The sequence below is a fragment of the Massilia polaris genome, assembly GCF_012927275.1.
In the GTDB taxonomy this organism is placed as follows: Bacteria; Pseudomonadota; Gammaproteobacteria; order Burkholderiales; family Burkholderiaceae_D; genus Telluria_A; species Telluria_A polaris.
The window spans coordinates 48233-61696 of sequence record NZ_JABBGG010000006.1 but is presented as its reverse complement, the minus strand read 5'-3'; the positions used below and the strand labels follow the sequence as shown (position 1 = coordinate 61696).

The 13464-nt window shown below is 65.8% G+C and carries 15 protein-coding genes and 1 pseudogene; 7 read left to right on the top strand and 9 right to left on the bottom strand.

Features of this window, described 5'->3' with window-relative positions; translation table 11 throughout:
• Positions 1-84: 84 nt before the first annotated feature.
• Positions 85-1026, bottom strand: coding sequence for an esterase/lipase family protein (locus tag HHL21_RS11680; protein WP_169465985.1), 942 nt, complete (start codon positions 1024-1026; stop codon positions 85-87).
• Positions 1026-1784: an RNA methyltransferase gene (locus HHL21_RS11675; RefSeq protein ID WP_169465983.1), complete on the bottom strand. Its 759-nt coding sequence runs from the start codon at positions 1782-1784 to the stop codon at positions 1026-1028. Before HHL21_RS11675 ends, HHL21_RS11680 begins: the two co-directional genes overlap by 1 nt.
• Positions 1785-1965: 181 nt before the next feature.
• Between HHL21_RS11675 and HHL21_RS11670 the strand changes: the two genes are divergently transcribed.
• Both HHL21_RS11670 and HHL21_RS11665 read left to right on the top strand, forming a co-directional pair.
• Positions 1966-2745: an inositol monophosphatase family protein gene (locus tag HHL21_RS11670; protein WP_169466462.1), complete on the top strand. Its 780-nt coding sequence runs from the start codon at positions 1966-1968 to the stop codon at positions 2743-2745.
• Between the two features lie 244 nt (positions 2746-2989).
• On the top strand, positions 2990-4369 hold the full coding sequence (locus tag HHL21_RS11665; protein ID WP_169465981.1) for a DEAD/DEAH box helicase: 1380 nt from the start codon (positions 2990-2992) through the stop codon (positions 4367-4369).
• Between the two features lie 60 nt (positions 4370-4429).
• Here the strand turns inward: HHL21_RS11665 and HHL21_RS11660 are convergent, their stop codons facing one another.
• The gene (locus tag HHL21_RS11660) at positions 4430-4606 is read right to left on the bottom strand and encodes a hypothetical protein (protein ID WP_169465978.1); all 177 of its coding nucleotides are present in this window, start codon (positions 4604-4606) and stop codon (positions 4430-4432) included.
• Positions 4607-4901: 295 nt separating this feature from the next.
• Between HHL21_RS11660 and otnI the strand changes: the two genes are divergently transcribed.
• The 4 genes from otnI to HHL21_RS11640 all read left to right on the top strand — a co-directional run bounded on the left by otnI (position 4902) and on the right by HHL21_RS11640 (position 7624).
• Positions 4902-5696: a 2-oxo-tetronate isomerase gene (gene otnI, locus HHL21_RS11655; protein WP_169465976.1), complete on the top strand. Its 795-nt coding sequence runs from the start codon at positions 4902-4904 to the stop codon at positions 5694-5696.
• Between the two features lie 80 nt (positions 5697-5776).
• A complete protein-coding gene (locus tag HHL21_RS11650; RefSeq protein WP_169465973.1) occupies positions 5777-6631 on the top strand; it encodes a hypothetical protein in 855 nt (284 codons plus the stop codon).
• Between the two features lie 17 nt (positions 6632-6648).
• Positions 6649-7110 carry a hypothetical protein gene (locus HHL21_RS11645; protein ID WP_229496350.1) on the top strand — a complete coding sequence of 154 codons (462 nt, stop codon included), beginning with the start codon at positions 6649-6651 and terminating at the stop codon, positions 7108-7110.
• A 124-nt stretch (positions 7111-7234) separates the two neighbouring features.
• The gene (locus HHL21_RS11640) at positions 7235-7624 is read left to right on the top strand and encodes a TraR/DksA family transcriptional regulator (protein WP_229496347.1); all 390 of its coding nucleotides are present in this window, start codon (positions 7235-7237) and stop codon (positions 7622-7624) included.
• Between the two features lie 13 nt (positions 7625-7637).
• On the opposite strand, the pseudogene HHL21_RS11635 reads toward HHL21_RS11640, so the two are convergent.
• Positions 7638-8209, bottom strand: a pseudogene (locus tag HHL21_RS11635) (SDR family oxidoreductase).
• A 147-nt stretch (positions 8210-8356) separates the two neighbouring features.
• On the opposite strand from HHL21_RS11635, the gene HHL21_RS11630 reads away from it, so the two are divergent.
• The gene (locus tag HHL21_RS11630; protein WP_169465971.1) at positions 8357-9217 is read left to right on the top strand and encodes a universal stress protein; all 861 of its coding nucleotides are present in this window, start codon (positions 8357-8359) and stop codon (positions 9215-9217) included.
• Between the two features lie 55 nt (positions 9218-9272).
• Here HHL21_RS11630 and HHL21_RS11625 read toward each other — a convergent pair whose 3' ends face one another.
• The 5 genes from HHL21_RS11625 to HHL21_RS11605 form a co-directional block, all read right to left on the bottom strand.
• Positions 9273-9827, bottom strand: a complete 555-nt coding sequence (locus HHL21_RS11625; protein ID WP_169465969.1) for a glycine zipper domain-containing protein — start codon at positions 9825-9827, stop codon at positions 9273-9275.
• Positions 9828-9923: 96 nt separating this feature from the next.
• Positions 9924-10796 carry a M90 family metallopeptidase gene (locus tag HHL21_RS11620; protein ID WP_169465968.1) on the bottom strand — a complete coding sequence of 291 codons (873 nt, stop codon included), beginning with the start codon at positions 10794-10796 and terminating at the stop codon, positions 9924-9926.
• Complete coding sequence (locus HHL21_RS11615) at positions 10784-11809, bottom strand: LLM class flavin-dependent oxidoreductase (RefSeq protein ID WP_169465965.1); 1026 nt, start codon at positions 11807-11809, stop codon at positions 10784-10786. Before HHL21_RS11615 ends, HHL21_RS11620 begins: the two co-directional genes overlap by 13 nt.
• Entirely contained in the window at positions 11806-12573 is a 768-nt protein-coding gene (locus HHL21_RS11610) for a glutathione peroxidase (RefSeq protein ID WP_169465963.1), read from the bottom strand. The genes HHL21_RS11615 and HHL21_RS11610 overlap by 4 nt, the downstream gene beginning before the upstream one ends.
• 177 nt (positions 12574-12750) lie before the next feature.
• The gene (locus HHL21_RS11605; RefSeq protein ID WP_169465961.1) at positions 12751-13365 is read right to left on the bottom strand and encodes a winged helix-turn-helix domain-containing protein; all 615 of its coding nucleotides are present in this window, start codon (positions 13363-13365) and stop codon (positions 12751-12753) included.
• Positions 13366-13464 lie beyond the last annotated feature (99 nt).

Below are 13464 nucleotides of genomic sequence, written 5' to 3'. Positions count from 1 at the left end.
CGTGACATACTTTCAGATGGGGAAGCAATTGCGTCGTGTCACAGTTTCCTCGACACGCCCTGTAGGAATGTAACACGCAGGCGCCTATTCCAAGGCCGGCGTCTCCCGAGCAAGTTCATGCAGGATGCATGAAAGGATGTGTGGATTCGACCCAAGCGCGACATGGCCGACGCCGCCGAATGCGATGTTGCGCGCACCCGACAGGCAGCTTGAGGTCTGCGGCGCGACGATATTGTCGTGATGACTATAGATGGACGTGACCAGCCGGCGCGCTTCGGCGCCCTCGCCCGCCGCGAGCTCGCGCAGCCAGGCGCTTTCCGGCGCGTCGCCGCGGCGCGCGCGGCGCATCTGGCGCGCGTTGGCGCCCAGCCCGAGACTGGCCAGGCTGGTGCCGTGGTGGGGCGTGCCGAGCGTGATGATGCGCGCCACCCGCCCGGCGCCGTGCTGGCGCAGATAGGCGCGCGCCGCCAGCCCGCCCATGCTGTGGGCGAGGATGGTGACCCGCGCCGCCCCGCTGGCCTGGCACAGGTCCTCGACCGCGCGCGCCAGCGCCGGGACGTAGCCGTCGATGTCGCCGCCGAGCGGCTCGAGGTCGCGACAGGCGTGGCTGATGCGGGCGGCATCGAGCAGCGGCAGCAGGTGGATCCAGTAGCCGCTGTTGCAGCCGTACCCGTGCACCAGCAGCACCGGCGCCACCGGCGAGCCGGGAAAAATGCGCTGCGACGGCCGCGCGCGCGGCATGATCCACGACGACTGCAGCATCGAGGCGCGGAACTCCTCGCCGAACAGGCGCAGGCGGCCCGCGCTGCCGAGGCGGAATTCCTCCGGGGTCGGGCTGGCCGCGCGGCTGCTCATCAGGAAATTGTTGGCCGCGATGGCCGCGCGCACCAGCAGCACGGCCAGCACGCCGAGGGCGAGCGCGGCCAGCATGCCGATGGCGGCGTAGCGCACCAGGGCAAAGGCGATCGCGCCGGCCGCCGCCGCTTGCACCAGCAACAGCAATTGCAGCAGCAGGCGCGCGCTCATCAGTCCACCCGGTCCTTGAGGATCTGGCGCGCGATGCCGCGCAGGATGTTGACTTCCTCGGTCTCGAGCTGGGTGCGTGAAAACAGGCGCTTCAGGCGCGGCATCAGCTTTTTGGGATTGCCGGCGTCGAGGAAGCCGATCGCCACCAGCGCCCGTTCGAGGTGCTCGTACATGCCCTCGATCTCGGTCACGCTGGCGGCATCGCCGTGGAAACCGATGGCGCTCGGCTGCGCCGCGCCGGTTTCAGCCGCCATGCGGCACTCGTAGGCCAGCACCTGCGCCGCCTGGGCCAGGTTGAGCGACGAATACGCCGGGTTGGCGGGAATATTGATCAGCACGTTGCACTGCTCGACAATCTGGTTCGGCAGGCCGAAGCGTTCGTTGCCGAAGACCAGCGCGGCGTTCCGCCCCCCTTGCCCGGCCACATGGCCGGCGAAGGCGCGCGGGGTCCACACCGGCGGCGAGAATTCGCGCAGGCGGGCCGACACGGCGGCGGCGAAGTGGCAGCCTTCCAGCGCCTCGGCCATGCTGCCGACGATGCGCGCGCCCGCCAGCACCTCGAGGGCGCCGCTGGCGAACGCCACCGCCTCGGGGTCTTCCAGCGCGCCTTGGCAACGCGGGTTGACCAGCACCAGTTCCGAAAAACCCATGGTTTTCATGGCGCGCGCGACCGCGCCGATATTGCCTGCGCGGCTGGTTTCGACGAGGATAAAGCGCAGCCGATTGAAAAGAGATGTGCTTGTTTCGGGCATGATCATTTAAAATAGCGCCATCGCGCAGCGTCGAGTGTGAAAAAGCCAGGGCTTCCAAGCCCGCGATTTTAACCAGTTCGCCGCCGCACCGCTCTTTAATTCATTCTTGTTTCACTAGCGCACATAGCGCCCTGACGGGGCGCCGTGCGCGTTAGCGTTCTATTCAACGGAAGCCCACATGCACCCAATGCTCAATACGGCGATCAAGGCCGCCCGCCGCGCCGCCACCGTGATCAACCGCGCGTCGTTCGACGTCGACCGCGTGACTGTCACCGAAAAACAACACAACGATTTCGTGACCGACATTGACCAGGCAGCTGAACAGGCGATCATCGAGACCCTGCTCAAGGCCTACCCTGGCCACGCCATCCTGGCCGAGGAATCGGGTGCATCGGCCAACCTGAACGACGAGAGTGAATATTCGTGGATCATCGACCCGCTCGACGGCACCACCAACTTCATGCACGGCTACCCGAACTACTGCATCTCGATCGCGCTGCAACAGCGCGGCGTGACCACCCAGGCTGTCGTGTACGACCCTGTGCGCAACGACTTGTTTACCGCGACCAAGGGCGCCGGCGCCTTCCTCAATGAAAAACGCATCCGCGTGACCAAGCACGACCGCGTCGGCAATGCGCTGTTGTCGTCCGGCCACGGCGCCGGTCCGCGCGCGCTGGCGGACTACCTGAAGATGTACGGCGTCATGGCCGAGCGTTGCCACGGCATCCGCAGCGCCGGCGCCGCCGCGCTCGAGCTGGCCAACGTGGCCGCCGGCCGCAGCGACGGTTTCTTCGAAAAAGGCCTGAAGCCGTGGGATATCGCAGCCGGCGCGCTGCTGGTGACCGAGGCGGGCGGCATCGTCGGCGAATTCAGCGGCGAATCCGACTACCTGCACAAGGGCGACATCATCGCCGCCAGCCCGAAAGTGTTCGGCCAGATGGTCACCCTGCTGTCGCCGTTCGCTTAAGCACGCTTTTGCTTCTTGGCGTAAAATACGGCCTGACCTGACGAAGGGGCTCCCAGCCCCTTCCCTCCCTCAGCGGTAATTTCCACGGCGAAACTTTTTCTTTCCATCTGGAATAGCTGTGTTTATACTGCAACATTAAGCGGCACCGCTTCCAGTCTCCCTGCCGCCTCTGATTTTTCAATCGATTGCCTGCGACTGGCGCCATCACGATGGCGACGGGCCGATCTTACCAATAAAGTTCACAATGTCATTTACCACTCTCGGGCTGTCCGACGCCATCGTTCGTGCAGTCACAGAAGCAGGCTATACCCAGCCAACCCCGATCCAGACCCAAGCGATCCCTGCCGTCATGAACGGCGGCGACCTGCTGGCCGGCGCCCAGACCGGCACCGGCAAGACCGCCGGTTTCACCCTGCCGATCGTGCACCGCCTGTCGACCGACAAGATCGGCGCCGGGTTCACCAACAAGACCAGCCAGCGTTCGATCCGCGCGCTGATCCTGGCCCCGACCCGCGAACTCGCGGCCCAGGTCGAGGAAAGCGTGCGCAGCTACGGCAAGTACACCAACTTGAACTCGGCCGTGATTTTCGGCGGCGTCGGCATCAACCCGCAGATCAAGCAGCTCAAGCAAGGCATCGACATCCTGGTCGCCACCCCGGGCCGCCTGCTGGACCACATGGAACAGCGCACCGTCGACCTGTCGAAGGTCGAGATCCTGATTTTGGACGAAGCCGACCGCATGCTCGACATGGGCTTCATCCGCGACATCAAGAAAGTGCTGGCGGCGCTGCCGCCGAAGCGCCAGAACCTGCTGTTCTCGGCCACTTTCTCGGAAGAGATCAAGGCGCTGGCCGATGGCCTGCTGAACAAGCCTGCGATGATCGAAGTGGCGCGCCGCAACTCGACCGTCGAAGTCATCGCCCAGAAGATCCACCCGGTCGACCGCGACAAGAAGCACCCGATGCTGGCGCACCTGATCAAGTCGAACAACTGGAGCCAGGTACTGGTCTTCACGCGCACCAAGCACGGCGCCAACAAGCTGGTCGACCAGCTCGGCGCGGACGGCATCGGCGCGCTGGCGATCCACGGCAACAAGAGCCAGACCGCGCGTACCCGCGCGCTGTCCGAGTTCAAGGACGGCACCCTGCAGGTGCTGGTCGCCACCGACATCGCCGCGCGCGGTATCGACATCGACCAGCTGCCGCACGTGGTCAACTACGACCTGCCGAACATTCCTGAAGATTATGTGCACCGTATCGGCCGTACCGGCCGTGCCGGCGCCACCGGCGAAGCGGTATCGCTGGTATGCGTGGACGAGCACGACATGCTCAAGGACATCGAGAAGCTGATCAAGCAGACCCTGCCGCGCCAGGTCATCGAAGGCTTCGAGCCTGACATGAATGCACGCGCCCAGCCGATCCAGCTGCGCAGCGGCGCGCCTGGCCATGGCGGCCGCGGCGGCCGTCCGGGCGGCGGTGGCGGCGCCGGCCAGGTGATTCGTGTCGGCGCGGGCGGACGCGGTTCGTCCAAGCCGCGCAGCGCAGGTCCTGGCGGTGGCGGTGGCGGCAACAGCCGCGGCCCGCGTACGGCGGCGCCCCAGCGTTCTGGCGGCCGCGGCCGCTAAGCATCCCCGCTTCGCACGGCAAAGCCACCCCGGACCCTGGTCCCGGGTGGCTTTTTCGTGTCAGCTTCCCTTGTTGCCGTTGCGCGAATTGGCGGCGCCCCGGAGATGGTTGCCAAGATCGTCGACGTCGGCGGCGGCGTCGATCGCCTGCGCATTGCCGCGGCTGCTGTGCCGGTGGCTGCCCATGCCTTCGCGCTGCGCGCTTTGCTGGACTTCCAGCGTGTCCTGCGAATTCATGGTCGTTGCCTGTTGGTCATACCCTGGATCAACATCCTGCTCGCCTGGCCCGGCCGGGCCCTGGCGGCTGCCCTTCTGTTGATTATCCTGTTTGCCTCGCTTCGATTGTGCCATCGCCGTTCTCCTTTCGTCGGGTGCGGAACTGAACGCCGCTTCCTCATGCTAGGACGGCGACCGCGATCGTACAAGCGCTTGCATTCCACGACGCTTGCGCCCTGCTGGTATTCCTTGCTAAATATTTCGCGGTGTGCCGGCATCGCAAGCGGATAAGGCTGAGCAGTTGTATGATCGAGGCATGCCAAAACTTGCCGCCAACCTGTCCACCATGTTCACCGAAGTCGCTTTCCTCGACCGCTTTGCAGCGGCCCGGGAGAGCGGCTTCGATGCCGTCGAATTCCAGTTCCCGTACGCCTTCATTCCTGCCCAGCTCAGCGAGCGGCTCGAGCGCGCCCGGCTGCACCTGGTGATGCACAACATGCCGCCGGGCGACTGGGATGCGGGCGACCGCGGCATGGCCTGCGACCCGGACCGGATCGATGAATTCCAGGACAGCGTCGAACTGGCGCTCGAATATGCGGTCGCGCTCGGCGTGCGCCAGCTGCATTGCATGGCCGGGATCGTGCCGCCAGGCGTCAGCCACGACAAGGCGCGCGCGACCTACCTGGCCAACCTGAAATTCGCGGCGAACAAGCTGCATCCGCGCGCGATCCGCGTGCTGATCGAGCCGATCAACAGCCACGACCTGCCGGGCTACTTCCTGAGCGGCAGCCAGCAGGCGGCCGCCATCATCGCCGACTGCGGCGCGCCCAACCTGTTCCTGCAGTACGACATCTATCACCTGCCGCGCATGGAAGGCGGCGTGGCCGAATCGCTGCGCGCGCTGTTCCCCCTGATCCGCCATGTGCAGCTGGCCGATGTGCCGGGCCGCCACGAACCGGGCAGCGGCGGCATCGACTTCGCGCCGCTGTTCGCCCTGCTCGACGAGCTGGGCTACGACGGCTGGGTCGGCTGCGAATACTTCCCGGCAAACGATACCGTCGGCGGCCTCGGCTGGCGCGAGCGGCTGCTGCCCCACGCTCGGCGGAGTTGACCTTCAGCAAGATGCTCCTCAGATAGAGGCGCAAGAATAGGGACTTCCGGTACGCAACAATGCGGCCTGAAAGGATCCCCATGAACTTGCTCCGCCATCGCTCCACCGTCGCCGCGCTTGCCGCCTGCCTGTTGCTGGGCGGCTGCGCCGCCCCCCACGTCAGCCTGGCCGAAGTGCGCGAATTCGCGGGCGCCTCCGCCAAACTCGGCGGCTATGCCGAACTGTCGACGCGCTACCGCGACACTTACCTGCGCGAGCAACCCTACCTGACCCCGGCGGCCGACAAGCTCGCCAAGGAAACCGACGCCAGGCGCCGTGCCGTGCATGAGGATTTCCGCAGCGTCCAGAAGTCGGTGGTGCTGTACATGCAGACCCTGGCCCTGCTGGCCGGCGCCGACCGCTTCGACCTGACGCCGCAGCTGGACGACCTCGGCAACGGCCTGAAGGCGAACACCGAAAGCGGCCTCGAACAGCGGCACGTGACCGCCTGGACCGGCCTGACCCGGCTGCTGACGCGCGCCATCGCCTCCGGTTACCAGGGCCGCAGCGTCGAGACCATGGTGCGCGACGGCGATGCCGACCTGCAGGCGCTGGTCGGCGCCATGATCTCGCTCACGCGGCTGTACGCCAAGACCAACGAGAATGAGCAAAAGACGATTCTCGGCATCTTCGACATCGAGATCCCGTATGCGAACCGGCCCAACGACCGCATGCTGGTGACCCTGGCGAAAGTTCATTACCTCAACAAGTCGCAGGAGTACAAGCTGATCGACAAGCGCTACGCGCTGGCGCTGCAGGGCCTGACCAAGGTGTCGCTGGGCCACCAGAAATTGCGCGAGAATCTGCACAAGCTGTCCGGTGACGAAGTGCGGCGTACCCTTCAGAACTTCGGGCGCGACCTGCGCGTGATCCGCGAAGGCCTTTCCGAAAACTAAGAGCGACGAGGTGCCTGATGAACCAGCAAGCGCACGGATTGTCCACCGTGGAAGAAGTCGAGGCGCTGGCCGGCCAGCTGTCGCTGATCGCCGATGAACTGCACCAGCGCATCATGAAGGAAATCCAGCAGGACCGCAGCAAGCCGCCCAGCGCCACCCGCCAGGCGGCGCTGCGCGCGCTGTTCGACCATGAGCTGGTGCTGCGCCAGCGCGCCAACAGCCTGTATGCGGACGGCGCCAGCCTGGTGGTCCGGTCGCTGGGCCAGCCGCAGCGCCACCTGGCTGAACTGACCGCCAAAGCGGCCGAGAAAATCCGCAAGATCGCCGTCCTCAAGGACCTGACTGGCCTGGTGGCCGGCGTGCTCGCGCTGGCGGGCGCGGCGGCGACGGGGCAGCCCGCGCCGATCATTCTTGCGCTTGAGAAAATCAAACGCCAGGTCGAAGCGCTCGACGCGCACAAGGCCAGCAAGACCGCCTGAGTCCGCCCCGCCACGGGCCGCGCGGCAAGCGCGTGCGCCCATGTTCATCCACGCCTGAACGCGCTACACTGGTATTAGCCTGCCGTTGCGGCAGCTGTTTTCTTCCAGAACGTGGAGTACCGACATGATGAGCGGCAGGCACGCCATGAATGGCCTCGACCAGGGCCAGCTCGCAATCCTCGAAACGCTGCTCGAGCAGCGCCGCGCCGCCCTCGCGCGCCAGGATGATATCGACGTCGTCGAAAGCACGCACGACCTGCCGGTGCAGGAAATCGAGACCTCGCCCGCCGACAAGGCGACGGTACGCCTGCTGAACGACCTCGCGCTGGAAACGGCCGGCATGAACGCGGCCCAGATGCAGTCGGTCAAGCATGCGTTCGCCAAGCTGGATGACGGCAGCTACGGCGAATGCGAAGAGTGCGGCAACCCGATCGGCTTTTCCCGCCTGCAGGCGCGGCCCGATGCGCGCCTGTGCATTACCTGCCAGACGCGCGCCGAAAAGCGCGCGCCCTGACCGCCTGTATCCCTCAGCACATGTGCTGGCCGCCATTGATGGCGATATTGGCCCCGGTAACAAACCCGGCTTCCGGCGACGCCGGGTCGGCCACCAGCGCCGCCACCTCGTCCGGCTCGCCCAGCCTGCCCAGCGGAATCTGCGGCAGGATGCGGCCCATCAGGATCTCCTGCGGCAGCTGCCGCACCATCCTGGTGTTCAGGTTGCCGGGCGAGACGGTGTTGACAATGACGCCGTGGCGCGCCATTTCCAGCGCCAGCGCCTTGGTCAGGCCGTGCATGCCGGCCTTGGCCGCCGCGTAATTGGCCTGCCCGTAGGCGCCCTTCTGGCCATTGACCGACGGGATATTGATGATGCGGCCCCACTTCTGCGCCGTCATCGGCTCGATCGCCTGCTTGCCCATGTTGAATACGACAGGAAACGGTAGCCCTCGTCGCGTTGCGCCGCCATCCAGGCTTCCGGTGTAGGATTGGAAGGCGAGTAGGTCGCCGCGACCTTGAACCCGGCGGCGTGCAGGCGCCGGCAGATGGCGGTTCCGATGCTACCCATTCCGCCCGTGACGAGGGCTACTTTATTGTTTTCCATGGATTTTTCTCGCCATTCGCTTTGTCCGGTTCACGCGCTTGCGGCCGGCGTGAAGGGCCAAGTCGAGGAGTGCTAGCGCCACGTAATGTTGAGCGATATCAAAAAATTCAATCCGACCCAGCAATTCCACGAACACGGAGTGACGCCATGGATTTCAAGACCATCCTCGTGCATGTCGACGACAGCGTGCGCTCCGCTGCCCGGGTAGGCGCGGCGGCCGCGATCGCCAGGCGCAGCAACGGGCATGTGATCGGCGCGGCGCTGAGCGGCGTCTCGCGCTTCCTGTACCAGGCGATGCCGCCGGAAGCGAACGACCCGACCCTGGCGCTGCACCTCGACTTCCTGCGCGAGCGGGCGCGCGATGCGCTGGCGCTGTTCACGCGGCAGATGGACCACAGCGGCGCGGTATCGTATGAAGGCCGGCTGGTGGACGATGAAGCCGGCGCCGGCATCAGCCTGCATGCGCGCACCGCCGACCTGGTGGTCATCGGCCAGGCCGAGCCCGGCCATGCGACGGCGCCGCTGATGGCGGACTTTCCTGCCTATGTGGTGATCCATTCGGGGCGGCCGGTGCTGCTGCTGCCGTTCGCCATGGGAGCCTGCGATCCGGGGCGCCGCATCCTGGTGTCGTGGGACGCCAGCCGCGAGGCGGCGCGCGCGCTCCAGCTGGCGCTGCCGATGATGCAGCGCGCCGAGAGCGTGACGATTGCGGTGTTCGATACGCGCGGCGATACGCGCACGGTTGCCGACGCGACCGCCGCCGACCCGGTGCCTTTCCTGGAGCGGCATGGCATCGGCGCCGAGCTGTCGATCGTTCCGGTCGAACAGAAGCGCGGGCACCGCAGGCACGAGGTGGGCGAAGCGCTGCTGACGCTGGCCGCGGAACGCTCGGCCGACCTGCTGGTGATGGGGGCGTACGGGCATTCGCGCTTCCGCGAAACGATCCTGGGAGGGGCGACGCGGACGGTGCTGGAGGGGATGACCATACCGGTGCTGATGGCGCATTGAAATCGGACGGAAGAGCGCCGCTCTTCCGCCCGACAAATTTTACGCCGCCGTATTTTTAGGCGATCAGCACCGGCTTGCTGAGCGGATCGAAATCCACCCAGTCGCCATCCTGCACCGTGCCGTCGGCCCGTTCGATATGGTGCGCGCCGACCCGGCGCAGCACGTCCAGCGCGCGCGCTTCGTCGGCCGGGTCGGCCAGCGCCACCGCCAGCAGCATGCCAGGCTTGCGCGGTTCGCTGCGGTTCTCGCCGCCCTCTTCGCTTTCGCCCGCGTCCTTCATCTTCGAGAAACTGAACAGCGAACCGACGTGCGCGCCGACCAGGCCGCCAACGATCGGACCGATCGGGCCGGTGATCGGCGACGTCGCCGCGCCAATCGCCAGCCCGACCGCGCCACCGGTGGCCGCGCCTTCGACGACCCCGACCGGGGTTTCTTTGGCGCCCGGGGACATGGCATTGTCGCCGCCAATCGCGGTCAGGTCATGCTGGCCCGGCTGGTTGACGAAGAATCCGCTGATGCGGTCTTCAGCGAAGCCCGCGTTAACCAGTTCGCGGCGTGCCAGGTCGACTTCGTCCTGGAGTTGGAAATGACCTGCAACAATTGTCGACATGCTAAAACCCTCCTGCATCTAAGATGTTTTCAGCATGCGCCAGCGGCCGGGAATTCTCTGTTCGCTAACGCACTATAGCTTCCGAATCGCTCAGCATTATTGCCATTGCCCGTAAGCGGGCTGTCCGTAAAACGCGGGTGGGGCGGCCGCCACCGGCGCGGCCAGCCATGCGCGCGGATCGACCCGGTAGTAGCGGAGGAACTCGCCGAACAACTGCTTATGATGGCTGGCCATCTCGTGCGGCCGGGCGAAGAAGGCCTCGGTGGCGACCGCAAAAAACTCGGCCGGGCTGCTCGCGCCGTAGTGGTCCAGCACGCTTTGCTGGCGGCACATCGCATCGACCTGCAGGTTGGCGAAGTCGCGCGACAGCACTTCCGACCAGCGCTGGTAGCTGGCGCGGTCGCCCAGCCAGGGCGCGCCGTTGTTGCTGCCCGATTCGCTATCGAGCTGGTGGGCGAATTCGTGCAGCACCACGTTGTGGCCTTCGCTCCAGTTGCGCGTTCCATCAAGGACATGGTCCCAGGCCAGCACCACGCGGCCATCGCCCCACGACTCGCCAAGCAGGTCCTGGCGCGCTTCGGTCACCACGCCCGCCTCGTCCACATGCTTGCGCGGCGCCATGAAGGCGCTCGGATACACCAGCACGGTGTCGAGGCCGGCGTACACCCGGCTCGGGCGGTTCAGCAGCAACATGCAGGCCTGGGCGGCGATCGTCACGCGGACCTCGTCGTCGATGTGCTGGCCGGCGCAGCCGATGAATTTCTTCTGGTACAGGAACTGCTTGACCAGCTTGTGCAGCTGCTGCTGGAGTCCGGCATCCATGCGGCGGTACACCGGGATGTTGGCGTTCAGGATATCCAGGTGGTGCTGCGGCATCGCTTGCGCCAGCGCGCGTTGCAGCCGCCATTTCGGCAAGGCGAACGCCCCCACGACCGCCGCGACCGCCAGTGACAGGATCAACGCTTCCACGGGCCCTCCGCGCTCAGTTTGAATTCCTCGGCCAGCAAACTGTACGAGTTTAGCCGGACCGACCGTTCGTAAGCCCAGGTGTTGACCACCAGTTCGTACAGGTCGAGCCGGCTGGCAAGCGCGCGCAGCGTCTCGGCGACCTGCCCGGCGCTGCCCGCCATCGCGGTGCCGCGGATCTGCGCGATGCGCTCGAGTTCGGCCGTGGTGTACGGATAGGCGGCGGCATCCTCGGGCGACACCAGCGGCCCCGGCAGCCCCTGTTCGAAACGGACGCGCCAGTGTTCGCGCGTCCGCAGCTGGTGCGCCGCTTCCTGTTCGGTGTCGCAGGCCAGCGCCCACACGCAGACCGTGGCCTGCGGATGCGGATAGCGCTCGCTCGGCTGGTAGTTGCTGCGGTACAGGTCGAGCGCCTGCTCGGCACCCTGCCCGTCGCTGAAGAAATACGCGAAGGCGTACGGCAGGCCGAGCTGGGCCGCCAGTTGCGCACCATCGTTGGAGCTGCCGAGGATCCACAGGCTGGGACTGCCCTCGCCCTGCGGCTGCGCGGTGATGGCGCGGAAAGGATGGCCGGGCGCCATGCGGTGGCCCTCGATCCAGTCGCGCAGGTCGAGCAGCTGCTGGCGGAATTCGTCCGCACCAGGGCTGGCGTGCGGGTTCAGCGCGCGCGCCGTCACGGGGTCGGAACCGGGCGCCCGTCCTACGCCGAGGTCGATGCGGCCCGGCGCAATGGCCTCCAGCACGCGGAACTGCTCCGCCACCTTGAGGGCGGAATAATGCGCCAGCATGATGCCGGCGCTGCCGATGCGGATGTGGTGGGTGGTGGCGGCGATCGCCGCCATCAGCATTTCCGGGGCGCTGCCGACGATGCTGCTGCTGTTGTGGTGTTCCGACAGCCAGAAGCGGTTGTAGCCAAGCACATCGCAGTGGCGCGCCAGCGCCAGCGAGGCGCCCATGGCTTCGGCAGCTTGGTGGCCGGCAATCGCCGGCGACTGGTCAAGGACGGAAAGTCTCATGGCTTGCGGGAAGCCGCTTTCGGGTCGGCAACGAGATGCTGTTCGAGCGCGTCGGCATCGCCGATCAGCTTGCCGCCGATGAATACCTGCGGCCAGGTGGTCGCGCCAGACACCGCGCGCAGCACACTCGCGTTGATGTGCTGGTTCTGAGAAATGTCGGTGTAGCTGAGCCCGCGACCGTCCAGCGCCGCCTTGGCGCGCGCGCAATGCGGGCAGCCGGGCTTGGAGAACACCACCACCGGTTCCGGCACCTGGGCCGCTGGATTGATGTAGCGGAGCATGGTTTCGGCGTCGGACACTTCAAAGGGATCGCCGTCTTTTTCCGGCTCGATGAACATCTTGTCGATCACGCCGTCGCGCACCAGCATCGAATAGCGCCACGCGCGCATGCCGAAGCCGAGGTTGCGCTTGTCGACCAGCATGCCCATGCCTTCGCTGAAGTCGCCGTTCCCATCCGGGATGACGGTCACGTTGGCGGCGTCCTGGCCCTGCTTCCATTCGTTCATCACGAAGGCGTCGTTGACGGACATGCAGACGATGTCGTCGACGCCGTTTTCGTGGAATACCGGGGCCAGCTCGTTATAGCGCGGCAAATGGGTCGACGAACAGGTCGGCGTGTAGGCGCCCGGCAGCGAGAACACAATCACCGTCTTGCCCTTGAACAGCTCGTCGGTACTGATATCCCGCCACTGGTCATCCGGGCGCGCCTTGAACGTCACCTGTGGGACAGGCTTGCCTTCCAGCGATTCGGGGGTCGGTAACATGGTGTTTCCTTTCGACGAACAGGTTGGTGGGTGGCGCTGTTCCGCCGCCATGGCTCAAGTGGGGTTTGTTAACGTCTTTTCAATCACCTGGCCGCAAAAAGCACAACGCCGCGGCACCTGGAGGTGCAGCGGCGTCGGTCGCGTCGGGCCAGAAGGCCGCTGGCGGCCGCCGTGGTGTTAGATGCTGCCTTCTGGCTTCGCAGCCGGCGCGGCGCCGAACAGCGCTGCCACCAGTGGATCGCGGGCCACCGGGCTGCGGTTGACGCGGATCGCATAATGGGTGTCGTCGGCCAGGATGTGAAAGTGGCGGCCGGTGCCGGCCATGCTCTGCTCGCGCAAGCCTGGACGCTCCTTGCGGGGGGCGGCGCCTTCGCGTTTTGGCTGGACGATCGCGGCCAGGAAGGCCTTGACCCGCTCAGGATCGGGCGAGATCTGGTACACGGCCTTGCCCAGGTAAGTGGCGGTGCCTTCGATATAACGGGCCAGCTCGATCACGCCGGCTTCGCGCAGGTCGCGAATGTACTTACGCGCACCCGATGGCGAGAATTTGAGGAACCAGGCGATTTCGTCGGCCAGCATTTCGTGGGTCGACAGTTCCTGGATCAGCTTTTGCATGTTTTCAATGCGGCGCTGGGTAGCGGACGTGGAACGCACGCGCTCAATCGGCGCCATCGAGATCGGGGCACGTTCCGCCGGCTGAGGCGCGACGCGCTCGATCAGGGTGGAATTTGCCGACCGCGAAGCATTCAGTTCGCCCTGCGCGGCGTTGGATTGAGGTGTCGTTGCATGCATGTTGATTTACTCCATCAAAGAGATAGTCATTTGTTACGGACCGCTCATGTCGTTTGACAGCCTGACAACTTCGCTGGTTCCGCACTACTTGGGCTCAAG